Source organism: Billgrantia kenyensis, assembly GCF_013697085.1.
In the GTDB taxonomy this organism is placed as follows: domain Bacteria; phylum Pseudomonadota; class Gammaproteobacteria; order Pseudomonadales; family Halomonadaceae; genus Halomonas; species Halomonas kenyensis.
This window is the reverse complement of record NZ_JACEFT010000004.1, coordinates 134,922-158,435: the sequence shown is the minus strand read 5'-3', so window position 1 is coordinate 158,435 and position 23,514 is coordinate 134,922. Positions and strand designations below refer to the sequence as shown.

At 65.7% G+C, this 23,514-nt stretch carries 26 protein-coding genes; 10 read left to right on the top strand and 16 right to left on the bottom strand.

The features are described from left to right. The first annotated feature begins 15 nt into the window (after positions 1-15). Positions 16-279 (top strand): type II toxin-antitoxin system Phd/YefM family antitoxin, encoded by a 264-nt coding sequence (locus tag H1D44_RS05855; RefSeq protein ID WP_086509407.1) that lies wholly within the window; start codon positions 16-18, stop codon positions 277-279. Further along, positions 276-623 (top strand): type II toxin-antitoxin system RelE/ParE family toxin, encoded by a 348-nt coding sequence (locus H1D44_RS05850; RefSeq protein ID WP_181513899.1) that lies wholly within the window; start codon positions 276-278, stop codon positions 621-623. The genes H1D44_RS05855 and H1D44_RS05850 overlap by 4 nt, the downstream gene beginning before the upstream one ends. On the opposite strand, the gene H1D44_RS05845 is transcribed toward H1D44_RS05850, so the two are convergent. Both H1D44_RS05845 and H1D44_RS05840 read right to left on the bottom strand, forming a co-directional pair. Then, on the bottom strand, positions 608-1,522 hold the full coding sequence (locus tag H1D44_RS05845) for a DMT family transporter (protein ID WP_181513898.1): 915 nt from the start codon (positions 1,520-1,522) through the stop codon (positions 608-610). The genes H1D44_RS05850 and H1D44_RS05845 overlap by 16 nt on opposite strands. Before the next feature lie 5 nt (positions 1,523-1,527). Continuing rightward, complete coding sequence (locus H1D44_RS05840) at positions 1,528-1,797, bottom strand: Rdx family protein (protein WP_181513897.1); 270 nt, start codon at positions 1,795-1,797, stop codon at positions 1,528-1,530. Positions 1,798-1,851: 54 nt separating this feature from the next. Here H1D44_RS05840 and H1D44_RS05835 point away from each other — a divergent pair, with 54 nt between their 5' ends. From H1D44_RS05835 to ettA, 4 genes are all read left to right on the top strand, one after another. Continuing rightward, entirely contained in the window at positions 1,852-3,168 is a 1,317-nt protein-coding gene (locus H1D44_RS05835) for an MFS transporter (protein WP_181513896.1), read from the top strand. A 78-nt stretch (positions 3,169-3,246) separates the two neighbouring features. After that, on the top strand, positions 3,247-3,681 hold the full coding sequence (locus H1D44_RS05830) for a PAS domain-containing protein (RefSeq protein ID WP_181513895.1): 435 nt from the start codon (positions 3,247-3,249) through the stop codon (positions 3,679-3,681). A gap of 184 nt (positions 3,682-3,865) precedes the next feature. Beyond that, positions 3,866-4,081, top strand: coding sequence for a PA3496 family putative envelope integrity protein (locus tag H1D44_RS05825; RefSeq protein WP_181513894.1), 216 nt, complete (start codon positions 3,866-3,868; stop codon positions 4,079-4,081). A 155-nt stretch (positions 4,082-4,236) separates the two neighbouring features. Further along, entirely contained in the window at positions 4,237-5,898 is a 1,662-nt protein-coding gene (gene ettA, locus H1D44_RS05820; protein WP_181513893.1) for an energy-dependent translational throttle protein EttA, read from the top strand. A gap of 71 nt (positions 5,899-5,969) precedes the next feature. Here ettA and H1D44_RS05815 read toward each other — a convergent pair whose 3' ends face one another. The 14 genes from H1D44_RS05815 to H1D44_RS05750 form a co-directional block, all read right to left on the bottom strand. Beyond that, entirely contained in the window at positions 5,970-6,128 is a 159-nt protein-coding gene (locus H1D44_RS05815; protein ID WP_159553797.1) for a DUF1328 domain-containing protein, read from the bottom strand. 147 nt (positions 6,129-6,275) lie between these two features. Next, a complete protein-coding gene (gene lpxL, locus H1D44_RS05810) occupies positions 6,276-7,190 on the bottom strand; it encodes an LpxL/LpxP family Kdo(2)-lipid IV(A) lauroyl/palmitoleoyl acyltransferase (protein ID WP_181513892.1) in 915 nt (304 codons plus the stop codon). Positions 7,191-7,235: 45 nt separating this feature from the next. Next, entirely contained in the window at positions 7,236-8,354 is a 1,119-nt protein-coding gene (alr, locus tag H1D44_RS05805) for an alanine racemase (RefSeq protein WP_181513891.1), read from the bottom strand. A gap of 131 nt (positions 8,355-8,485) precedes the next feature. Continuing rightward, the gene (locus tag H1D44_RS05800) at positions 8,486-9,958 is read right to left on the bottom strand and encodes a TolC family outer membrane protein (RefSeq protein WP_181513890.1); all 1,473 of its coding nucleotides are present in this window, start codon (positions 9,956-9,958) and stop codon (positions 8,486-8,488) included. Between the two features lie 110 nt (positions 9,959-10,068). Further along, positions 10,069-11,055 carry an RNA polymerase sigma factor RpoS gene (rpoS, locus tag H1D44_RS05795; RefSeq protein WP_422671651.1) on the bottom strand — a complete coding sequence of 329 codons (987 nt, stop codon included), beginning with the start codon at positions 11,053-11,055 and terminating at the stop codon, positions 10,069-10,071. A gap of 138 nt (positions 11,056-11,193) precedes the next feature. Next, entirely contained in the window at positions 11,194-12,273 is a 1,080-nt protein-coding gene (locus H1D44_RS05790; protein WP_181513889.1) for a peptidoglycan DD-metalloendopeptidase family protein, read from the bottom strand. Beyond that, positions 12,266-13,249 (bottom strand): DUF368 domain-containing protein, encoded by a 984-nt coding sequence (locus tag H1D44_RS05785; RefSeq protein ID WP_181513888.1) that lies wholly within the window; start codon positions 13,247-13,249, stop codon positions 12,266-12,268. Before H1D44_RS05785 ends, H1D44_RS05790 begins: the two co-directional genes overlap by 8 nt. Beyond that, positions 13,246-13,926, bottom strand: a complete 681-nt coding sequence (locus H1D44_RS05780) for a protein-L-isoaspartate(D-aspartate) O-methyltransferase (RefSeq protein WP_181513887.1) — start codon at positions 13,924-13,926, stop codon at positions 13,246-13,248. The genes H1D44_RS05785 and H1D44_RS05780 overlap by 4 nt, the downstream gene beginning before the upstream one ends. Then, positions 13,913-14,659 carry a 5'/3'-nucleotidase SurE gene (surE, locus tag H1D44_RS05775; RefSeq protein ID WP_181513886.1) on the bottom strand — a complete coding sequence of 249 codons (747 nt, stop codon included), beginning with the start codon at positions 14,657-14,659 and terminating at the stop codon, positions 13,913-13,915. The genes H1D44_RS05780 and surE overlap by 14 nt, the downstream gene beginning before the upstream one ends. Before the next feature lie 18 nt (positions 14,660-14,677). Beyond that, positions 14,678-15,763 (bottom strand): tRNA pseudouridine(13) synthase TruD, encoded by a 1,086-nt coding sequence (truD, locus tag H1D44_RS05770; RefSeq protein WP_181513885.1) that lies wholly within the window; start codon positions 15,761-15,763, stop codon positions 14,678-14,680. After that, positions 15,760-16,248, bottom strand: a complete 489-nt coding sequence (gene ispF / locus H1D44_RS05765) for a 2-C-methyl-D-erythritol 2,4-cyclodiphosphate synthase (RefSeq protein ID WP_181513884.1) — start codon at positions 16,246-16,248, stop codon at positions 15,760-15,762. Before ispF ends, truD begins: the two co-directional genes overlap by 4 nt. Then, positions 16,249-16,995, bottom strand: a complete 747-nt coding sequence (gene ispD, locus H1D44_RS05760; RefSeq protein ID WP_181513883.1) for a 2-C-methyl-D-erythritol 4-phosphate cytidylyltransferase — start codon at positions 16,993-16,995, stop codon at positions 16,249-16,251. Beyond that, positions 16,988-17,341 carry a cell division protein FtsB gene (gene ftsB, locus H1D44_RS05755; protein WP_181513882.1) on the bottom strand — a complete coding sequence of 118 codons (354 nt, stop codon included), beginning with the start codon at positions 17,339-17,341 and terminating at the stop codon, positions 16,988-16,990. The genes ispD and ftsB overlap by 8 nt, the downstream gene beginning before the upstream one ends. 74 nt (positions 17,342-17,415) lie before the next feature. After that, positions 17,416-18,564, bottom strand: coding sequence for a GNAT family N-acetyltransferase (locus H1D44_RS05750; protein WP_181513881.1), 1,149 nt, complete (start codon positions 18,562-18,564; stop codon positions 17,416-17,418). A 194-nt stretch (positions 18,565-18,758) separates the two neighbouring features. On the opposite strand from H1D44_RS05750, the gene edd reads away from it, so the two are divergent. From edd to H1D44_RS05730, 4 genes are read left to right on the top strand one after another with little or no spacing between them, the layout of a single operon-like run. Beyond that, positions 18,759-20,645 carry a phosphogluconate dehydratase gene (gene edd, locus H1D44_RS05745; RefSeq protein WP_181513880.1) on the top strand — a complete coding sequence of 629 codons (1,887 nt, stop codon included), beginning with the start codon at positions 18,759-18,761 and terminating at the stop codon, positions 20,643-20,645. Continuing rightward, on the top strand, positions 20,642-21,610 hold the full coding sequence (gene glk, locus H1D44_RS05740) for a glucokinase (RefSeq protein WP_181513879.1): 969 nt from the start codon (positions 20,642-20,644) through the stop codon (positions 21,608-21,610). Before edd ends, glk begins: the two co-directional genes overlap by 4 nt. A 15-nt stretch (positions 21,611-21,625) precedes the next feature. Beyond that, entirely contained in the window at positions 21,626-22,510 is an 885-nt protein-coding gene (locus H1D44_RS05735; RefSeq protein ID WP_181513878.1) for a D-hexose-6-phosphate mutarotase, read from the top strand. Next, positions 22,507-23,487: a carbohydrate kinase family protein gene (locus H1D44_RS05730; protein WP_181513877.1), complete on the top strand. Its 981-nt coding sequence runs from the start codon at positions 22,507-22,509 to the stop codon at positions 23,485-23,487. Before H1D44_RS05735 ends, H1D44_RS05730 begins: the two co-directional genes overlap by 4 nt. Positions 23,488-23,514 lie beyond the last annotated feature (27 nt).

Here is a 23,514-nt window from a genome sequence, read left to right as displayed (position 1 = left end):
ATCAGGAGTGCATTCATGCGCACCGAGACCATCAGCTACCTCAAGCAGAATGCAGCCACTCTCGACGTCGAGGAGCCCTTGGTCATCACGCAAAAGGGCAAGCCTACCTACGTGGTAGAGTCCTATGCCGCCCACGAGCGCCGCGAACAGGCCATCGCCCTGCTCAAGCTGCTGAGCTTGGGCGAGAAGAGTCGTGAAGAAGGCAAGACCATGAGCGCCGAGGAGTTCATGGCCCGGCTCGAGACCAGGCACGAGGCACGCCGCGGCGAATCATCATGACCCCTCCGCTGCGAGTGGTCTTCGAAACCACGGCAGAGCTCTCCCTGGAATCCTGCGAGAACTTCCTGCTCGACCAGCTCCAACTCCCGCTGTCCCATGCCGAGAAGATCTCACGGGATCTCGTCACGACCAGCCTCGAGCGGCTCACGACCCACCCCCATACCTATCCTGTCTGCCGGCTGGCCCTGGAGCTGGGCATCGGCCACTACCGTGAGCTGCTGATCGACGGCTACCGGGTCATCTATCGCTTCTGGTCCGAGCAGGAGCAGGGTTCAGTCTACCTCTTCGCCCATCAGCGCCAGGACTTCAAGCAGCTGCTGTTTGAGTATCAACTGCTTTCCTGAGCCGCTGCCCCGGGGCTCTTCTGCCACTGCTGCAATCCCAGCCCGCCAAGGATCAGCGCCAGACCGACCAGGGTGGAGATGAGGATCGGTTCTCCCACCACCAGATAGAGCAGCAGCAGCGAGACCGGCGGCGACAGAAAGATCAGGTTGGAGATCCTGGCCGTGCGCGATACCCGATGCATGGCCAGCTGCCACAGTACGAAGGCGATGCCCATCTCGAACAGGCCGACATAGACACCGGCTGCCACGGCAGTCCAGCCGGGCCAGGTAAACCCGGGCCCCAGCAGCATCAACAGGGTGAGTACCGGCAGGCCGACGCTGAAGTTCTGCCACTGGGCCACCAGCGGCGGACGCCGATCGCGTACGTTGAGCAGCCAGTAGAGCGCCCAGAGTAGCGTCGACGCCAGCGCCAGCCCGACCCCAAGCGGGTCGGCGAAGGCGACGTCAAAGACCTGCCCCCGTGTGGCGATCACCCACACGCCCGAATAGGCCACCAGGCCCGCCAGCGCGTCGATGCGGGTCAGCCGCTGGCCGAGGATGGGCACCGCCAGGAAGGCCATGGCCAGCGCCCAGGTATAGTTGAGCGCCATGGCCTCCTGCCCAGGCAGCCGGTCATAGGCGCCGAACAGGATCAGGTAGTAGGCCACCGGGTTCATCAACCCGGCCCAGGCCGCCGTACGCCAGCCACGCCGCCAGGCTTGGCCAAGCAGCCCCTGGCGCCACACCAGTCCCCCGATCAGCAGCCAGGAGACCAGCGACGCCAGCCATATAAGCTCCAGCGGCGACATCTGGGCCAGCGCCAGCTTGAAGGCGGTGGCAACGGTGGACCAAAGCGCCACCGCCCCCAGTCCGAAGAGTATCGCCTGGCGGTCCTGCTGGAGGGTGTCGGCGGCCGACATGGCCCTCATCGATCGATATGGCCCAGGTCACGCTCGGGATCGAGCCGATCGCGCACCCGCTGCTTGAGCTGCTTGCTGTCCGGAAAGCCGCCGTCGCGCTTGCGCTCCCAAATCGATTCGTCGTCGTAGAAGATCTCGAAGTAGCCGCCATGGGAAGGCACCAGGGCGACCTCCTCAAGCGCCTCGCCAAAGGTGGAAAGCAGCTCCTGGGCCAGCCAGGCGCTGCGCAGCAGCCACTGGCATTGGGTGCAGTAGTGAATGCGGATACGTGACATGCCGCCTCGCTGACACAACAATGGAACCAAGATAATAGCAGCCAGGGAGCCCCGATGGCGGAACGCGAGATCAGCCAGTCACGCCTCTATGAGATGCTGACTGGCGACGACGACAGCCGCATGTGCAAGGACATCGACGACAACGCCTGTGACGAGCAGCCGCGTAACTTCTTTCTCCACCTGTTCGCCTCGCTGGGCAACAAGCTGGCCGACGAGCTCTCCAGCGCCAGGCTAGTGCTTCCCTGGCTGCTGGGCGTGATCGGGGCTCCGCTGTGGATGGTCGGCTTGTTGGTGCCGATCCGCGAGGCAGGCGCGCTGCTGCCGCAGCTGTTCGTCGCCGGGTTCATCCGCCTCAAGCCGCAGCGCAAGTGGGTGTGGGTCATCGGCGGCTGCCTGCAGGCCGCAGCAGCGGCGATGCTTGCCCTGCTCGCCCTGTTTGGCCAGGGCGGAGTGGGTGGTGCCCTGGTGCTGGCCACCCTGGTGGCCCTGTCACTGGCTCGCGGCCTCTCCTCCATCGCCACCAAGGACGTGCTGGGCAAGACCATCGCCAAGCAGCGCCGCGGTAACCTGATGGGCTGGAGCGGCAGCGTGGCCGGTGCCGTCACCCTGGCCGCCGGCGGCGCCCTGATGCTGTTCGAGGATCGCCCCGGCGAGCTGGCCCTGGCGGTGCTGCTGGGCATCGCCGCCCTGGGCTGGGTGCTCAATGCGCTGTGCGCAGCACGCATCAGCGAAACGGCCGGAGCCGTGGAGGGCGGCGAAAACGCCTGGGACAGCATCAAGCTGGGGCTTCGCCTGCTGCGCGAGGACCGTGGCTTCCTGCACTTCAACCTGTCGCGATCGCTGCTGCTGGCCAGCGCCCTGGCGCTGCCCTATGTCGCCCTGCTCGGCCAGCAGCAGAGCGGTGCGGAGCTGGGAGGCCTGGGCGTGCTGATCGTGGTATCGGGTATCGCCGGCATGTTGGCAAGCCCGGTGTGGGGCAAGCGCTCGGATGTCTCCAGCCGCCGCGTGTTGCGCGATACCGGCCTGGGAGCGGCGGCCTGCTGCCTGCTTGGTGCCGGCATTGCCTGGCTGCCGGGGGATTGGACGGCCACGGTCTGGCCGTACGCCGGGGTCTATGCGCTGCTGGTCATCGTTCACGCCGGAGTCCGCCTGGGCCGCAAGACCTATCTGGTCGACATGGCTGGGCAGGACCGCCGGGCACTCTATGTTGCGCTGTCCAACACGATTACCGGCGCCATGATGCTGGCGGTTGGCGCCGTGACGGGGCTGCTGGCCCAGTGGCTGGGGACCGATTGGCTGCTGGTGGTACTGGCCGCGATGGGAGTTGCCGCCGCTGCCTCGGCTGCGCGCCTGCCGGAAGTCGAGGACTAAGTCTGCCGAGGCGTTGTCAACCTGGCTCAGGCTGGCCATGATGTAGCATAGTGACTTTACGTTATGGAAACATTGCCCATGAAACGAACCCCTTTGATCAGCCCGGACCTGCTCGAGCGCATCGTCGATGCCTCGGAGGACGGTATCGTGGTCGCCGAGCAAGAAGGTGATGAGAACATTCTCATCTACGTCAACAAGGGCTTCGAGCGACTCACCGGCTACAGCGCCGACGAGATTCTCTACCAGGACTGCCGCTTCCTGCAGAACGAGGACCGCGAACAACCCGGCCTCGACAACATCCGCAAGGCACTGCGCGAGGGCCGTCCCTGCCGCGAGGTGCTGCGCAACTACCGCAAGGACGGCACCCTGTTCTGGAACGAGCTATCGATCACCCCCGTCTACGATGCCGATGACAACCTGACCTACTACATCGGCGTGCAGAAGGACGTCACGGAGCGTGTCGAAGCCCAGATGGAGCTCGAACGGCTCAAGGCCGAGCACGGCCTCTCTTGATCGCTTGACCCTGGCCAAAAAAAACGTGAATGCTCTTGCTCTCGGCGCTTTCCGGATATATACAGCGGTCAGGTGCCTTCCAATGGCGCCGATGGCGCTTCAAGTCCGTCGCTTCGGACACGAAGCGAATGTGTGACTCGTCGGTCGCGAAGCGATCGACACCGGGCCATGGGAGGACTTTCGCATGAGCCATGAACCCCTTGTCAGCGACTCTCACGAAGACGACGATTTCCTCGAAGCGGTGAACGACGAAGAGTACGTCCGCCCTCGCACCTCCAGCCGCGCCGATACCCTGCGTGCCCGACGTCGTGTCGAGGCCCTGCTGGAAGAGCGTCGTCTGCAGCGAGCCATCGAAGATGACTGGATGCTGCCCGACGACGAAGAGGAAGAAGAGGAATAACTACCCCCGCGGCGAGGCATCCCCGGATGCCTCGTACAGCGTCCCGCCATGTCCGCCTTGTGTCACTAGACGCAAGAGTTTTCGCGACACTGGCCTTTACCCTGCCCGGCCACTATCATCGGGGCCACTGAAACCCCTAACCCCAGTGGACATCCATGGCGCAATACGTCTTCACCATGAATCGGGTGGGCAAGGTCGTTCCGCCCAAGAAACAGATCCTGAAGGACATTTCTCTCTCCTTCTTCCCGGGTGCCAAGATCGGTGTACTCGGCCTCAACGGCGCCGGCAAGTCGACGCTGCTTCGCATCATGGCCGGAGTCGACAAGGAGTACGAGGGCGAGGCTCGTCCCATGCCTGGCATCAACATCGGCTACCTGCCTCAGGAGCCACAGCTCGACGACGAAAAGAACGTGCGCGAGACCGTGGAAGAGGCGCTGGGCGCGATCAAGGAGGCACAGACCAAGCTCGACGCCGTCTATGCCGCCTATGCCGAGCCGGACGCCGACTTCGACGCCCTGGCCGCCGAGCAGGCGCGCCTGGAGAACATCATCGAGGCCGCTGACGCCCACAACCTCGAGCGCAAGCTGGAAGTGGCCGCCGAGGCGCTGCGCCTGCCGGCCTGGGAAGCCCAGGTAGGCCACCTCTCCGGAGGCGAGCGCCGTCGCGTAGCGCTGTGCCGGCTGCTGCTCTCCAGCCCCGACATGCTGCTGCTCGACGAGCCCACCAACCACCTGGACGCTGAATCGGTGGCCTGGCTTGAGCGCTTCCTGCACGACTACCCCGGTACCGTGGTGGCGATCACCCACGACCGCTACTTCCTCGACAACGTGGCCGGCTGGATCCTCGAACTCGACCGCGGTCACGGCATCCCCTTCGAGGGCAACTACTCCCAGTGGCTGGAATCGAAAGAGAAGCGCCTGGAGCAGGAAGCCAAGCAGGAAGCCTCGCGCCAGAAGGCGATCAAGCACGAGCTGGAGTGGGTGCGCAGCAACGCCAAGGGTCGCCAGGCCAAGAGCAAGGCCCGCCTCAACCGCTTCGAGGAGATGCAGTCCGGCGACTTCCAGAAGCGCAACGAGACCAACGAGATCTACATTCCGCCCGGCCCGCGCCTGGGCGACAAGGTCATCGAGTTCAACGGCGTCTCCAAGCGCTTCGAGGACAAGCTGCTCTACGAGGATCTCTCCTTCACGGTACCCAAGGGGGCCATCGTCGGCATCGTTGGCGGCAACGGCGCCGGCAAGTCCACCCTGTTCAAGCTGATTACCGGCAAGGAGCAGCCCAACAGCGGTGAGGTAGTCGTCGGCGATACCGTCGATATCGCCTACGTGGAACAGCTGCGCGACGCGCTGGATGACAAGCAGACGGTGTGGGAAGCGGTCTCAGACGGCCAGGATATCCTCAACATCAATGGCTACGAGGTCTCCTCACGCGCTTATGTCGGCCGCTTCAACTTCAAGGGCAACGACCAGCAAAAGTTCCTCAAGGATCTTTCCGGCGGCGAACGTGGCCGTCTGCAGCTGGCCCAAACCCTGAAGCAGGGCGCCAACGTGCTGCTGCTCGACGAACCGTCCAACGACCTGGACATCGAGACGCTGCGCGCCCTGGAGGAAGCCCTGCTGGCCTTCCCCGGCTGCGCCCTGGTGATCTCGCACGACCGCTGGTTCCTCGACCGTATCGCCACGCATATCCTGGCATTCGAAGGCGACTCCCACGTGGAGTTCTTCGACGGCAACTACACCGAGTACGAGGCGGATCACCGCAAGCGGGTCGGCAACGACACACCGCACCGCATGAAGTACAAGCGCATCGACGCCTGAGTTCGCTGCCACCTACGACAAGGGCCTCGCCATTGGCGAGGCCCTTGTCGTTTCGGTACCGGGCTTTCCCGCTATGGCCTGCGCCCGGTAATAAGCGAGACGATGAACAGCACGATGAACAGGAAGAACAGGATCTGGGCGATCGTAGTGGCGGCACCCGCGATGCCGGTGAAGCCGAGCACACCCGCGATAATCGCGATGATCAAGAACAACATTGCATTGCCGAGCATAACAAACCTCCTTGGCTTTTCTGGCGCCATCCTTCGGCGCAGTTATCCTCTTCGGATACCCTTCAGCCTTGCGTGAACTGTTCGAAGCGTCAAGTCACCTCCGGTGACGTCTTGTAACCGCAGGCAGACTATTGCCACGCAATGACGTCAATAGACCTCCGGCTCCCCCTCGGGCCGTGTCTTGAATCGCCGGTGCAGCCACATGTACTGCTCCGGGTGCTTGCGTATCGCCGATTCGATGAAAGCATTGACCTGAGTCGCATCGCGCACCTCGTCGGTGCTTGGAAAATCGGTCAGCGCCGGGTGGCACTCGATGGTGTAGCTTCGATCGTCAGGGTTGCGGTGGAACATCAGCGGCACCACCGGTGCGCCGGTCATGCGAGCGATCTTGGCCGTCAGGCGAATCGTCGCCGCCTCCACGCCGAACAGCGGGGCGAAGACGCTGACATCGCGGCCGAAATCCTGATCGGGCGAGTACCAGACGATGTGCCCCGCCTTGATCCGCCGAACGACTCCACGCAAGTCATGGCGATCGATCGCCTCACCGAAGATGCGGCCACGCGCCCGGGTCATGAAGCGATCGAATAGCGGATTGTTGTGTGGTCGGTAGACCACGTCGGAGGGAAAGTAGAGCGAATGCAGCGCACCGCCCAGGTCCAGCGTCGAGAAGTGGATGCCCACCACCAGCACACCCTTGCCTTGGGCATAAGCGGCTTCCAGATGGTGCCGGCCCTTGTAGGTAACCCGATGGCGAAGGTGCCTGGGGTCGCGGCACCAGCCGGTGGCAGTCTCGAGAATGCCGATGCCATTGGCCTTGAAGCTCTCGATCGCCAGCTGCCGACGCTGGGTCTCGCTCAGCTCGGGAAAACAAAGGCGAAGGTTGGTGTCGACGATATGCCGGCGACGCGGCACCGCCCACCAGGCCAGCAAGCCAAGCCCTCGCCCGACGGCCAGCCTGAGCCGCCAGGGCAGCCAGGCACCCACACGCATGGCGCCAATGGCAAGCCACGCGGGCCAGAAGCGAGGATGGGCGAAGGAGTCGGGCCAGTTGCGTTTGGACATGCAGGATTCCGTTCAGATCGGGTTCGGAAGCAAGGGAACAGATGCTCAGTCGAGCCGCGAATAGCACCGTGGGACTCGCGGCAGAATACCGGTCAGCAGCGTATAGCTGATGGTATCGCAGTATCGAGCCACCTCATCGACGCTGAGCACTGCGCCATGACGGGAGCGCCCCCACAGTACCACCTCGGTGCCGATATCGGCCTCGGGGATGTCGGTAATGTCCACCGTCAGCATGTCCATCGACACTTTCCCGGCAAGTCCGGTGCGCTGCCCGGCCACCAGCACCGGTGTGCCATCGACAGCATGCCGATCATAGCCGTCACCGTAACCACAGGCCACCACCGCGATGCGTGACGGCCGTGGCGCCCGCCAGCGGCCGGCATAGCCTACCGGCTCACCAACGGCCAGATCCCGCACGGCGATGATTTCGGAGCGCAGGGTCATCACGGGCCGAAGTCGTCGACTGACCTCACTGGGCTGCTCCAGCGGATCGCTGCCGTACAGCATCACTCCAGGACGGACCCAGGCACCATGCGAGTCGGGCCAGGCCAGCGTCGCCGGTGAATTGGACAGGCACAGCGCCGCACCCAGGCGACGCGACAGGGCCTGCATGCAGGCAAGTTGGCGGGAGAAATAGGAGGAGTTCACCGCATCCGCAGTGGCGAAGTGGCTCATCAGTTGCAGGCCGGCGACCTGCTCGGTGGCCGCCGCCAGGCGCTCCCAGACTGCCGGCGCATGCTCGGGCGAGAAGCCCAGCCGATGCATCCCGGAGTCGACCTTGAGCCATACCGGAATCGGCTCGGCTGGGCGATACGCCAGCAGTGCCTGCACCTGCCATTCGCTGTGCACTGCAACCCACAGCCCCAGCGCCTCGACGCGGGAGAGTTCATCGGCCTCGAAGATCCCCTCGAGCAGCACGACGGGCGACTCGATGCCCCCGCGGCGTAGGGTCTCGGCCTCCTCCAGGCAGGCCACGGCAAAGGCGGGCGGACGCTTGCCCTGGGGCAGCGACTCGAGCGCACGGGCACAGGCCACGGCGCCATGACCGTAGGCATCGGCCTTGATCACGGCCAGGGCCTGGCTCTCCCCGGCCAGCTCGCGAGCCAGAGCGTAATTGTGACGCAGGGCGTCAAGATCGATGTCTGCGACCAGTGGCCTGGCCATGGCAACCTCCGCTGATAGGGAACAGCGCAGTATTATCTTTCATAATTCAAGCCGCTTCACGAAAGAAACCACCGATTACTCGGTGGCTCATGGTGATTATCTACGTTTTTTGGCGGCAATTTCGTTATTTATCACGATGGCGCCTGGGGCCGCTCACCGATGTTCATGACCGGATTGTCGTTGGCCTCATCCGGCAGCTCCAGCGAGACCCGCTCCTCCTCGGATAGCCATGCATTGATGGCCTGGATCGAGTCCGGCCCCAGCAGCCCCGCCTGCTGCTGGAGCTGGAGCAGCCCCAGCACGTAGTCGTAGCGCGCCTCGGCATGCTCGGCGATGGCGTTGAACAGGTTCTGCTCGGCGTTGAGCACATCGACGATGTTGCGCGTACCCACCTCATAGCCCGAACGCGTCGCTTCCAGGGCGCTCTGATTGGAGATGATCGCCTGCCGGCGCGCCTCGACGGTCTCGACGTCGTTGTTCACCCGGGTGAACAGGGAGCGAACCTGCTGGATGGTATCGCGGCGCTGCGCCTCGAAATCGTACTGGGTGGCCTCGAGCATGAAGCCACTCTGGCGGATCTGCGCCTGGGTCGAACCGCCGGTGTAGAGCGGCAGGCTGGCACGCAGGCCAACCTGGCTCTCCGACTGATGCGCCGTACCGCTGCGGTCGGTGTCCGCCCAGCCGTAGTTGGCGAATGCCGACACCACCGGACGCTGGCCGGCCCGAGAGACCTCAAGGGTACTTCTCGCCACCTCGATACCCGCCTCGGCCATCAGCACCATGGGGCTGTTGGCCATGGCCAGCGCCACCCACTCTTCGCGATCGGCCGGCTGTGGCGAGGCAATGGGCACCTCCTCGTCCAAGGCCTCGATGCTGTCATAGCGGTGGCCGGTCAGACGCTCCAGCGCCTCGAAGCTGACCTGCATGGCCCCTTCCGCGGCGATACGTTGAGCCCGCGCCAGGTCGAAGCGAGCCTGGGCCTCATGCACGTCGGTAATGGCAATCAAGCCGACTTCGAAGCGCTCCCGCGCCTGCTCGAGCTGCCGGCTGATGGCGGTTTCCTGGGCGCGGCGGGCGCTGAGGATATCGTGTGCTCGCAGTATCTCGAAGTAGGCGTTGGCCACGTTGAAGAGCAGCTGCTGCTGGGTCGCTTCCAGACCCAGAGCATCACGATCGATCTCCCTCTCGGCACGCTGCAGCTGGGCACGGCGTGACGGGTCGTAGAGCGCCTGCTCGGCATCGAGACTGATGCCGGCACTGTTCACGGTATCGTCCTGATCGAAGGCAGGGGCGCCACCTCCCAGCTCCTCGGCACCCTCCTGAACCCTGCCAGCCGCCCCTTGTGCGGGGCTCGAATAGGTACGAGTGTGGCTGACGCTGCCGCCGATGCCGATCTGCGGCAACAAGGTACCGCGCTGTACGTCCCGCGCCGCCTCGGTGGCCTGGAAACCGGAGCGGGTCGAAGCCAGCTCGGCGTCGTTGGCCAGCGCGTCCTGGGCAATGGTCCACAGGTCGGCAGCATGCACGTTACCTGCCATGGCGAGACCGACGATTGCCGCAAGACCACGGCGCTGGAAGCGCCTGGAGAATGGTGAGCGATGCATTGATCGTTTCCTTGTTCATCCCTGCATGATGAGGGTGCTAATGGTAACGCATCAGCATGCAGAAAATATGCAGCCGACCCGAAGGTCGGCTGTTTCTGCTCGATCTACCGCTATTCGTTGAAGATGTTGTCCATCGATAGCCCCTGCTTCTCGAGCACCCGGCGCAGCTTCTTCAGCGCCTCGACCTGAATCTGACGCACCCGTTCACGGGTCAATCCGATTTCGTCGCCGACCTCCTCCAGCGTCGCCGCTTCGTGGCCGCGCAGGCCAAAGCGGCGCACGACAACTTCCATCTGCTTCTCGGTGAGCTCTGCCAGCCAGTCGTCGACGTGCTGCTTGACATCGACATCGACCAGTGACGACTCAGGTCCCTGGTCGTTGTCGTCGGCCAGCGTCTCGATCAGGGGCTTGTCGCTCTCGCCCCCCATGGGATAGTCGACAGAAGAGACACGCTCATTGAGGCCCAGCATCTTCTTTACCGATTCGACCGGCTTGTCGAGATACTCGGCGATCTCCTCCGGAGTCGCTTCGTGATCCAGCTTTTGCGTCAGCTCACGAGCCGCGCGCAGATAGATGTTGAGTTCCTTGACCACGTGAATCGGCAGGCGGATCGTACGGGTCTGATTCATCAGTGCCCGCTCGATGGTCTGGCGGATCCACCAGGTGGCGTAGGTGGAGAAGCGGAAGCCTCGCTCGGGGTCGAACTTCTCCACCGCCCGGATCAAGCCCAGGTTGCCCTCCTCGATGAGGTCGAGCAGGGTAAGCCCGCGATTGAGATAGCGCCGCGCGATCTTGACCACCAGACGCAGGTTGGATTCGATCATTCTCGCCCGCCCCGCGGGATCACCCTTCTGGGCGAGGCGGCCGTAATAGACCTCTTCCTCGGGCGTCAACAGCGGCGAGAAGCCGATCTCGTTGAGGTAGATCTGAGTGGCATCCAGACTGTGATGGTAGTGTTTATCCTCGCGACTCAGCGCCTTCTCGAAGGCAGCCTCGTCCTGGCTGGTCGAAGTGTCCGATTCCGTCCCGAGGTCCTGTCCGGCCTCGGTGGCGTCATCGAGATCAACATCCTGAAGGTCCCGTTCAAGCATGCTCATCGGTCGCTACCCCGTGGTTTCGTCCTGAAAGTCCATTTGTCTCCTGCATGGGCTGCAGCCCGCAGGGTTGTACTTGTTATATCTGGCACCCGAAGGTGCCAAGGACCCCTCGTCATTCCGGGAGCAGCCGTTTGACGACTAGCGTTCCGGCAGATAATTCAAAGGATCCTGAGGCTGGCCATCCTTGCGCACCTCGAAATGCAGCCTGACGCTTTCGGCATCGCTGTCACCCATGGTGGCGATCACCTGACCCGCCTCGACCACATCATTCTCGGTGACGTTGAGGCTGTCGTTGTGGGCGTAGGCGCTCAGGTACTGATCGTTATGCTTGAGCAGGATGAGGTTGCCGTAACCACGCACCCCGCTTCCGGCGTAGACCACGATACCAGGCCCGGCTGCTCTGACAGGTTGCCCCTTTTGACCGCCAATATCAATGCCGGCGGTGATGCTGCCTCCTTCACCGAAACGGCCGATCAGCTCACCGTCCGCCGGCCACTGCCAAGGCACTTCATCCACCGGCGTATAGGTACGACCATCGCTTGCGGGTTGGCGTTCCGGTTCACCCGCCACCTGGGTGCCGGCATCGGGTTCCGGCTCGGGCTCAGGCGCAGGCTCCGGTTCTGGCTCGGGCGGTGCGGCGACCGCCACCTCGGCATCCACCCGCTGCGGCTCGGGATCTTGCTGTGGCTCCCGCTGTGGTTCAGGCTCCTGCTGGACAGGCGCCGCGGCCACCTCCTCGGCGCCAGTCACCGCTGCGTCACTTGGCGCTGGGGATGCTGAGTCGAGCGGCTCGGCAGACAGTCGCCGACTACGCTCGATTCTCTCTTCATCGGGCAGCAGCCAGTCGCTATCGTCTGTCTGTGCAGCCGCGGCTTCACCACCCAAGGCAGTAGCCGTGGCCACCTGCGGCCCACCCAGCTCCCGTGACGGCTGCTCGCGGGAGGGCGCTTCGGCACCATCGCCCAGGCGCAGCTGCTGGCCGGGCTGAATGCGGTAGGGAGGAGTGATCTGGTTGAGCCTTGCCAGGTCGCGATAGTCCATGTCATGTCGCCAGGCGATACCATAAAGGGTATCGCCCTGCTCGACCGTATAGTGGCTCGCCGGAGCGCGCTCACGGCTCACCGAGAGATCGCGAACCTGGGGAGCACCATGATCCTGCTGGGCGGCACAGCCGGCCATTGCCAGGGCAATGGCCGAGACGAGAAAAACCTTACGCATTGGAGCCCTCCTTGTCAGGCGATTGTTGAGAGCCGTTTCCCGCCTGGCCGGGCGTGTTGCCGCCCGAGCCTCGGGCCAGAGCGAGCACCAGCACGGCCCCGAACAGCATGGCAACCAGCACCGGAAGCATCAGGCCGGATTGTCCCGTCAATAGCGCGTAATCGCCAGGGGTCAGATAGCGATAGTCGAGCGGAATCATCTGGCCTTCGGGGCCAAGCTGGTAGCGGACGAGCTCCCGCCATGGCCATAGCACGGGTAGAGAGCCCACGATAAAGCCGATCAGCAGCTGCAGCGTCGCCGTATGGTAGTGACGAAGCAGCCAGGAAAGCAGCCGCGAAAAGCCGAACAGCCCGATCAAGCAGCCCACCGCGAAGGTGGAAAGCAGCGCCAGGTCGAAGCTGCGTATGCCCTGCATCACGGTACCGTAGAGGCCCATGGTCAATAGCAGGAAGCTGCCGGATACGCCGGGCAGCAACAGGGCGCTGATGGCAATGGCGCCACCAACGATGAGTACCAGCGACGGACTGCCCAACTGGGTAATGAAAGGCATCAGCGATGGCAGCCCATGGGCAAGCAGCAGCCCCACGACAAGTGGAAGCAGGTGCCAGAGCTTCCAGTCGGCGGGGTGTCGGCTCACCACGAGCGCCGAGGCCGCCACCAGGCCGAAGAAAAAGCCGTTGAGCAGGAGCGGATGGTCGTCCATGAGCCACACCACCAGGTGCGCCACACTGACCAGACTGACGCCGATGCCCAAAAGCAGCGGCAAGGCGAAGGCCAGGTTGAGATGATGGTAGAGTCCGGCCAGGCCACCGCGGCGCCAGGCCGGGTAGGCGCTCGGCCCAAACTGCTTGATGGTATGGATCAGTTCCTCGTAGATGCCGGTGACGAAGGCGATGGTACCGCCGGACACACCGGGCACGGCATCGGCCGCCCCCATTCCGGCGCCTTTGAGGAAGACACTGAACTGTCGCTTCAACGAATCACTCCTTGCAGCAGCGGCACGAAGCGCACAGGCTCCAGCCGCTGAACTTCATATTGGGGACCGGCACGCCGCACCCGGGTCAGCCATTGTTCCCCCCCCGGGTCGGCCAGCGGCAGGATCATCACGCCCCCATCGGAAAGCTGCGAAATCAGCACCTCCGGCAGCTCGTGCGCACAAGCGGTAAGCAGCACGACATCGAACGGCGCCGCTTCGGACCAGCCATGCCCGCCGTCCGCCAGGCGCAGGCGAACGTTATATGCTTGCAGCAGGCGCAGCCGCTTCGCTGCACGGTGATGCAAGGCATTGATTCGTTCGACCGACCAGAGTTCCGCCACCAGGCGAGCCAGAATCAGGGTCTGGTAGCCCGACCCCGTACCGATCTCGAGCACGCGCCCAGGCGCCTCCTGCATCACCAGTTCGGTCATCCGTGCCACCATCCAGGGCTGCGACAGGGTCTGGCCATGGCCGATGGGCAACGAGGTGTCTTCGTAGGCCCGGTGGGCCAGCGCCTCATCCAGGAACAGATGGCGAGGCTCGCATGCCATGACGTCCAGCACGCGCTGATCGACGACGCCCTGTTCGGCGAGGCGTGCCACCATGCGGTCGCGGGTTCGCTGCGATGTCATGCCGACACCGCGCAACAGCTCGGGTAGTCTTTCAGGTGAATGCATCCAGCCAGCCCTGCACATCCGCTATGGCCGTGCGCTGCGTCAAGTCGGTCTGCAACGGCGTGATCGAAACGTAACCCGCCTCGACGGCGGCAAAGTCGGTATCCGGCCCATCATCGGCATTCTGCCCTGCGGCCGCAATCCAGTAGCGCAGGCGACCCCGGGGGTCACGCACTTCCATGGGCCGCTCTGCAGGCCCACGGTAACCCATGCGGGTGACTCGAACCCCGCGGATGTCTTCCCAGGGCAGGTCCGGCACATTGACATTGAGCAGACTGCGCGGCGGCAGCGAGAGCAGGTCGGCTGCTCCCACCAGGCTGGCCGCCACCCGGCCGGCCGTGTCGAAGTGGCGCGAGCCCACCAGTGACATGGCGATAGCCGGCATGCCCAGGTTGCGCCCCTCCATGGCCGCTGCCACGGTGCCTGAGTAGAGCACGTCATCGCCCAGGTTGCCGCCGTGATTGATGCCGGAAATCACCAGGTCGGGCTTCTCGTCCCACACCCCGTTGACGCCCAGGTAGACACAGTCGGCAGGGGTGCCGTCGACGCAGTAGAAGCCGTTATCCAGCGAGGTCAGCGCCAGGGGGCGCCCGAGAGTCAGCGAGTTGCTGGCACCGCTGCGGTCACGGTCGGGTGCCACCACACGCAGTCGGGCATGGGGTTCCAGCGCCTCATAGAGGGCCCGCAGGCCCGGCGCATGCACGCCGTCATCGTTGGAGAGCAGAAGTCTACGCATTCGGTCACATCTCCAGGGTCATGTAGGCTCACCAGGCAGCTGCCGCCCGCCTGAGAGCGTCAAGGCGGGATGAGCGATCAGTTCACGCAGCACGGCCGTGGCGAAACTGCCGCGTGGCAGATGGAAGTCGAGCTGCGCCACGCCCTCCTCGCAGACCAGCCGGGGCTGGTCCAGGCGCATGCGCAAGGCTCGGCGCGACAGCCCAACTCCGGCCTGAACCAGGCCTTCGCACAGGGCCGCATGGCGTTCCGCCAGGGTGCGCTCATACTGCGCCGCTTCACTTGCAGCGCGGGATTCTCCCGCCCCCCAGAGCACGCCGGTTGGATGCAGATCGAGGCGCTCGGCCCGCTCAATGAGATCGGCATCGACTGTCTCGACGGCGAACTGGCTCGCCGTGCCGTCGAGCATCGCCACATCGCCAGGCACCAGGCGCCGCCAGTTGCCGTCCACCATCCGCATGGCCAGTTGCTCATTGAAGAGGAAACTGCGGGCAGCGGAAAGCAGCATGCCCTCGCGGTCGTCGCGCTTGCGCCAGCCTCGGGCCAGCACGGCTCGCGCGCGAGCCAGGTTGCGTCCGCCGGGCCCGAAACGCTGAGGGCCGAACAGGTTCGGCACTCCATGGCGACACAGCCAGGCCCAGCGCGCCTCGAGCTGTGCATTCACCGCCGCCCCGGTGATGCGCAGGGTAAAGCGATTGGCCCGGTGCACCCCGCGCTTGAGCTTGCGCGGATGGCGCGCCTGCTCGAGCACACGCACGCCACAGGCCGCCAGCCGCTCGACCAGGTCGTCCGGCGCCGGCTGCCCCGGCAGTTGCACGGAGAGCCACTGCCGGGTCACGGCAATTTTGTCCTTCATGCCGGAGTAGCCTACCGCCCGCGGCGACACCTGACAGGCCCGCGCCAGGTGGCGCACCGCCTCCAGGGTGGTGAGCCCACGCTTCTCGACCCACAGCCAGAGATGCTCGCCCACCCCCTCCGGTTCGAAGCCGAGCACCTCCTCTACCACGAAGTCCTCAGGCGTGGCGCGAAACTCTCCTGCTCGCAGGGAGCCGAACTCGGCTGCAGTGGCGAGGGGCCAGTCGACCGCCGGGGAGGGTTCGCTCATGCAGCATCTCCCGTGCCCGACAGCAGTGCCACGGCTTCGGCGGCAATGCCTTCACCGCGACCGGTGAACCCCAGCCTTTCACTGGTGGTGGCCTTGACGTTGACCGCCCCCTTGTCGAGCTGGAGATCCTCGGCGATACTCTCACGCATGGTCGCGATATGAGGCGCAAGCTTCGGTGACTGCGCAATCACCGTGGCATCGATGTTGACGACACGGTAGCCGGCCGCATGGACCAGGCCCAGCACATGGCGCAGCAGGGCGCGACTGTCGGCTCCGGCCCAGGCCGGATCGGTATCGGGAAAGTGCCGACCGATATCGCCCAGAGCACAGGCTCCCAGCAGCGCATCGGCGACGGCATGCAACAGAACGTCGCCGTCGGAGTGAGCGACAAAGCCACGATCGAAAGGGATGGCAACACCGCCAATCATGAGATGATCGCCGGGGCCGAAACGATGAACATCGAAGCCGTGGCCGATACGCAGCATTCAGACGCTCTCCTCATTTGCTTGGGTCGGCGGGGACTCCTCCCGCTGGGCGGCCAGAATATGCGCCGCCAGCGCGAGATCCTCCGGATGAGTGATCTTGATGTTGTCGCGCCGGCCGGGCACCAGCCGCGGCGATAGCCCCAGCGCCTCCACCGCCGAGGCTTCGTCTGTCACCTCGAGGCCACGAGCCCTCGCCGCATCCAGCGCCCGGCACAGCAGGCCATAGCGAAAACCCTGCGGCGTCTGGGCATGCCACAAGCCACGGCGCGACTCGGTCCGCGCCACGCTGCCGTGGCCATCGTCCCGCTTCATGGTGTCCGCTGCGGGGGTGGCCAGCAGCCCACCGGCGGCGTCTTCACGCAGGTTGGCCAGGAGACGCCGCAGGTCGGCCACCGTAACGCAAGGTCGCGCCACGTCGTGTACCAGCACTAGATCGTCGACGTGCGCCTCATCGGCCAGCGCAGCCAGCGCCTGACGCACGGAGTCGACGCGCTCGGCCCCTCCTGGGCTGCGCCGCCACTCACCGAAGGGCACCCAGGCTGGATCGAAATACGCATCATCGGGGTCGAGGCACAGGCACAGCCGCGCCTCGGGGAAGGCCTGATGCAGTCGGGCCAGGGTCTGGACCAGGACGGGATGCCCCGCCAGCGTCAGGTACTGCTTGGGGCGCTCCGCCCCCATGCGACGCCCACGCCCAGCCGCCGGCACCACCAGCCAGAGTCGCTTGTCGCGCGACGGTTCACTCATCGGTCGCTTCCGCCCGGGGAGTACCCGCAGTCGGTTCAGGATTTCCCACAGGGCCGATGCTCGCTTCGATCACCACGCCGGGCACCCAATAGAACTGTTCGTCGGTACGCACCATGCCGATATCACTACGGGCCCGCTCCTCGATGGCATCGAGCCCGGTCTGGAGATCGATGACCTCGGCGGCAAGCCGCTCGTTGCGGTCGCGCAGTGGCTTGTTGGCGGCGTCGAGCGCGGCCACGCGTTCACGTATTTCGCGCAACTCCTGGAAGCCACCGTCACCGAGCCACAGGCGATACTGCAGCAGCGCCAGCAGCATGAGCAGGGCGATGGCGAGCCACTTGAGCATCGCAGGACATCCTCACGGTTCTGAATGCCGGGCATTATGCCATCATCCCCCGCCTGGCTCACTCCCTGAACCCGTCACTTCCACAAAGCTCGCTCCTTGAAGGGCAAGGCCCCCTCGGCAGCCAGGCAGTAGGCGTCGACATGCGCACGCTCCTCGCTGCAGAAGCGCGCCACCGCATCGTGCAGGCCGCGATCGGCAATATGATGCAGCGAGCGCAACCGCCGGGGAGCGAAGCCGCGCATGAGCTTGTGTTCGCCCTGGGTACCGGGATCGAAGCAGGTCAGCCCGGTGGCCAGGCAGTGTTCGACCCCCTGGTAATAGCACGCCTCGAAGTGCAGGCAATCGGCCAGCACCTCGCTGCCCCAATAGCGTCCATAGAGCGTGCGACTGCCCTGCAGGCAAAGCGCGGCGGCCACCGGCGCCCCGTCGAGGCGCACCTGAATCAGCAGCAGCGCCTCGGGCATGGTGAGACGCAGACGGCGGAAGAAGTCGAGATTGAGGTAGCCGTGGCGGCCCCGCTCGAGATAAGTGATCTCATAGCAGCGAAAGAAGTGCTCCAACTCCCTTTCGCCAATCGCCTCGGCTTGCAGACGGTGGAGCGTGAGGCCCTGTTCCGCCACGCGCCGACGCTCCCGTCGTATCGACTTGCGCCGCTTCGAGGTCAGCGTCGCCAGAAACCCCTCGAAGTCGCCGTAGCCCTGGTCGCGCCACTGGAACTGGACGCCGTGGCGCACCAGCAGGTCAGGTCGAACCTGAAGCCAGGCATCGACCTCCTCGTCTGAGGCATATAGCAGGTGCCAGCTCGACAGCCCGGCATTTTCCCAAGCCTGCGCCAGCAGCTCACGAGCCGCTAGCAAGTCGACTCCCTCCGCCAGGGCAAGCCGCGGCCCCGGCACCGGGGAGAAGGGAATCGCCGTGAGTCCCTTGGGATAGTAGCGCCCACCAACGCGCTCCCAGGCATCGGCCCAGGCCCAGTCGAAGACGTACTCACCGTATGAATGGTATTTATGATAGTGCGGCATGACGCCTACCAGGGCCTCTCCCTGCCACAGCGTCAGGTGTTTCGGCACCCAGCCGGTCGCAGGACTGGCCGCCCCGCTCGCCTCCAGCGCATGCAGGAACTCGTGGCGCAGGAAGGGGTGATCATCGCCTATCAACGCATTCCACTGCGCTGCCGGCACGGCCTCCATGGCAGGCAGCGGCTTGAGAATCAGCTCGGACATGGGAGTTCCAGGAGAGGGTCACCGAAGCGTCGGCTGACAACGGACCGACGGCCACCTACATTGTGCCCAGACCTGCCAGTCGTTTTCCATCATCGTAATTAAACTACACAACCTCGCTCAGGGCCTTTCAAAACCCGCCTCAGTTCAGCGATAATTGTGTAAGTTTACATCCAACAATGACGCGAGGTGCCCACATGGCTCGCCCGAATGCCCTGAATTCCACCGTCGAGCAGGTGACCGCCCGCATTCGTCAACGCTCTGGCCAGCGCCGCAAGCTCTATGAAGCGCACATGGCCGCCCAGCACCAGCAGGGCGTGCACCGCGGCGAGCTCTCTTGCGGCAACCTGGCCCATGGCTTCGCCGGCTGCGACCATGCCGGCGACAAGGATCGGCTCAAGCTGACCAACAGCGCCAACCTGGCCATCGTTTCGTCATATAACGACATGCTCTCGGCCCACCGGCCCTTCGAGAGCTATCCCGAGATCATCAAGCAGGCCGCCCGCGGCATGGGCAGCACCGCCCAGTTCGCCGGCGGCGTACCGGCGATGTGCGACGGGGTCACCCAGGGCATGCCGGGCATGGAACTGTCGCTGTTCTCCCGCGACGTGATCGCCATGGCCACTGCCGTGGCGCTGTCCCACAACATGTTCGATGCCGCCCTCTACCTAGGCATCTGCGACAAGATCGTGCCGGGACTGTTCATCGGCGCGGCGCGCTTCGGCCACCTGCCGGCGATCTTCGTACCCGGCGGGCCCATGCCCAGCGGTCTGCCCAACGACGAGAAGGCCCGTATCCGTCAGCTCTTTGCCGAGGGCAAGGTGGGCCGCGAAGCGCTGCTCGAGGCGGAGTCGCGCTCCTACCACAGCCCCGGCACCTGCACCTTCTACGGCACCGCCAACTCCAACCAGCTGATGATGGAGATGATGGGCCTGCACCTGCCGGGCGCCTCCTTCGTCAACCCCGGCACGCCGCTGCGCGAGGCGCTGACCCGCTACGCCGCCGAGCAGGCCATTCGCAACACCGAGCAGAGCGGCAACTACCGGCCTTTCTACCGCCAGATCGACGAGCGCGCCATCGTCAACGCCATGGTCGGCCTGCTGGCCTCGGGTGGCTCCACCAACCATACCCTGCACCTGGTGGCGATGGCCGCCGCCGCCGGCATCACCATCGACTGGAACGACTTCAACGATCTCTCGGCGGCGGTACCGAGCCTGACCCGGATCTACCCCAACGGCAGCGCCGACGTGAACCACTTCCAGGCCGCCGGCGGCATGAGCCTGCTGATCCGCGAGCTACTCGACGCCGGCCTGATCCATGGCGACATTCCCACCGTGTTCGGCACCGACCTGACCGCCTACACCCAGGAGCCGTTCCTCGATGAGGGCAAGCTCATCTGGCGCGAGGGGCCGACGGAGAGCCTCGACAGCGACGTGCTGCGCACGGTCTCCAACCCCTTCGCCCCCACCGGCGGACTGGTGGTGATGGAAGGCAACCTCGGCCGCGGCGTGATCAAGATCTCGGCGGTCAAGCAGGCCAACCGCATGGTGGAGGCGCCGGTGCGCATCTTCGACGACCAGAACCAGGTCAAGGCCGCCTTCGAGTCAGGTGAGCTCGATCGCGACGTGGTGGTGGTGGTGCGCTTACAGGGGCCCAAGGCCAACGGCATGCCCGAGCTGCACAAGCTCACCCCCTTCCTCGGCGTGCTGCAGGACCGCGGCTACCAGGTGGCGCTGGTCACCGACGGGCGCATGTCGGGCGCCTCGGGCAAGGTGCCCGCGGCCATTCACGTCACCCCGGAAGCGGTAGACCGCGGCCCGCTGGCGCGCCTGCGCGATGGCGACGTAGTGCGTCTCGACGCCGAGCGCGGTGAGCTGACCGCGCTGGTCGACGCCGCCGAGTTCGCCAGCCGCGGCATCGTCGAACCCAATCTGGAGCGTTACCACTTCGGCTTGGGACGCGAGCTGTTCGGCGGCTTCCGCCACCTGGCCGCCGGTGCCGAGCAGGGCGCCGGAGTATTCGGCGGCTTCGAGGAGGAAGTGCTCTCCCGCGAGCTCGAGAAGATCTCCCAGGAGGACCAATGACGCGGCCGGCCCTGATCGGCGACATCGGCGGCACCAACGCCCGCTTCGCCCTGGTCACGCCGGGCGAGCACGCCCCCCGTGAGAGCATCGCCCTGCCCTGCGCCGACTATCCCGGCCTGGTGGAGGCGGTGCGCGACTACCTGGCCCGGGTCGGTCTGGCTGCCGACGACGCCCCGCGGCAAGCCTGCCTGGCCTTCGCCTGTCCCATCGACGGCGACCGGGTGGTCATGACCAACAATCACTGGTCGTTCTCCCGCCGCGAGGCGCAGACCGCCCTCGGCCTGGAACGGCTCAAGGTGATCAACGACTTCACCGCCCAGGCCCTGGGCGTGCCGCACCTGGCGCCAGACGAGCTGGTCGAGGTGCAACCGGGCGTGGCGCGTGAGCACGCCGCCTGTCTGGTCATCGGCCCCGGCACCGGGCTCGGCGTGGCCGGCATCTTTCCCGGCCGCCATGCCTGGATTCCGCTGCCCACCGAAGGCGGTCACGTCACCTATGCCCCCACCGACGAGCGCGAGCAGAACCTGCTGCGGCATTTCCGCAACCGCTACGGCCGGGTTTCCGTGGAGCGGATCCTGTGCGGCCAGGGGCTGCTCGATCTCTACCTGGCCCACTGCTCGCTGAAAGGCGCCAACCCCAGCTGCCAGGCCCCACCCGATGTGACGGCCGCCGCCGCGGGCGGTGACGCCATCGCTCGTGATACCCTGCTGCGGTTTCTCAAGATCCTCGGCGACGTCTGCGGCGATGCTGCCCTGACCATGGGCGCCCGCGGCGGGGTCTATCTGTGCGGCGGCATCCTGCCGCGGCTGCTGGACTGGCTGCCCCAGAGCCGCTTCGTCGAAGCCTTTACCGCCAAGGGCCGCATGAGCGACTACAACCGCTCCATCCCGGTGCGCGTGGTCACCGCGCCCTGGCCGGGGCTGCTGGGTGCCGCCGAGGCCCTGCACAACGAAGAAGTGGAATGACGTGAAGGAGCGCGAATGATCCCGCAAAGCCTGCGAGCCCTGCTCGACGAAACCCGTGGCCAGCGACGCGCCGAGTGGTCCAGCCGCGAGCTGTGGCTGGCCAACGAGCCCTGGGGAGAGCTGGCCGTTTCCCTACAAGGCGCTCAAGTGCTGCACTTTCAACCTGCGGGTAGTGACGGCGACGGTTGGCTGTGGGTCACGCCCACGCCCCAGGCGTTGCCCGGCGCCATTCGCGGCGGCATTCCGCTATGCTGGCCCTGGTTCGCCGACGAACGCGGCGCCGACGAAAGCCCGGACCGCTCGGGCCCCATGCACGGCCCGGCGCGCAAGGCCCAGTGGTGCCTCGAGGCGGTGGATGAACACGAGGGCGGCGTCGAACTGCACCTCTCCCCCACCGAGCGCCTGCACAGCCAGCTGGTGCCACGCACGGTGATCCAGGCCAATGCCCGGCGCCTGCACGTGGAGCTGATCACCGAGCACGTCGGCGAGACCCCAATCAAGCTCAGCGGCGCCCTGCACAGCTACCTGGCCGTGGCCGACAGCTTTGCCTGCCGCGTGGAGGGCCTGGCCGGCGCCCGCTACCTGGACAAGCTGGCCGGCTTCGCCGAACGCGAACAGCAGGGCGAACTCGCCGTACGCGGCGAGCTCGACCGCATCTATCACAGCAACGCCGAAGTGGTACTCGACGACGGCCATCGCCGCCTGCGCGTCGCCCGCCAGGGCAGCGACTCAGCGGTGGTGTGGCACCCCGGCGAGGCACCGCCCGACGATACTTCGCCCGCCGCCGCGCGACGCTTCCTCTGCGTGGAGTCGGCCAATACCCGCCTCGACCCGGTATGGCTGGTGCCCGGCGCCCAGCATCTGCTGGGCACCACTCTGTCGCGCGAGGATAGCGAATGATTCCCGTCATTGCCTTCGGCGAAGCCTTGGTCGACCTGCTCTCCAGCCGCCTCGGCGACCTCGCCGGCGACGCCCCGGAAACCTTCACTCCGTATGCCGGCGGCGCCCCGGCCAACGTGGCGGTGGCCTGCGCGCGCCTGGGCGTGCCCAGCCGTTTTATCGGCATGCTGGGGGACGACCGCTTCGGCGACTTCCTGGCCGCGGAGCTGGCCGCCCACGGCGTCGATATCAGCGGCGTGGTGCGCACCCGCGAAGCGCGTACGGCGCTGGCCTTCGTCTCCCGCGACGCCCATGGCGAGCGCACCTTCGACTTCTATCGCCCGCCGGCCGCGGATCTGCTCTACCGGCTGGAGCACCTGCCGCCCGGCGTGTTCGCCGAACCGGCCATCGTGCACTTCTGCAGCAACAGCCTGACCGAGCCGGAGATCGCCGACACCACCCTGGCCATGGCCGACATGGCCAGCCGCGCCGGCTGCCTGGTCAGCGTCGATGCCAACCTGCGCCACAACCTCTGGGCCGGCGGCAACGCCGACATCGCCCTGGTCACTCAGCTGATCGACCGTGCCGGCCTGGTCAAGCTCTCGACGGACGAGCTCGACTACCTGCGCGCCGATCATCCCGCCGAGGCCTGGCTGGCCGAGCGGCTTGCCGCCGGCGTCCGGCTGCTAGTGATCACCGATGGCCCCGGCGAAGTGCGCGCCATCGGCGTGGGCAGGGAGCTGCGCCATGCGCCGCCCAGGGTCGAGGCCGTGGACACCACCGCCGGCGGCGACGCCTTCATCGGCGGGCTGCTGGCCGAGCTGGCCGTCTATCTGGACAGGGCGGAACTCGCGACAGATTGGCACCAGGACGAGGCGTTTCTGCAGCGTGCCCTGCGCACCGCCGCCAACTGCGGCGCCCATGCGGTGACTCGCCCCGGCGCTTATGCCGCCCTGCCCAACCGTGACGACCTGGCCCGACTGCGGGGCGAGAGCTGAGCGATACCAGCCACCCAGCCATGCCGT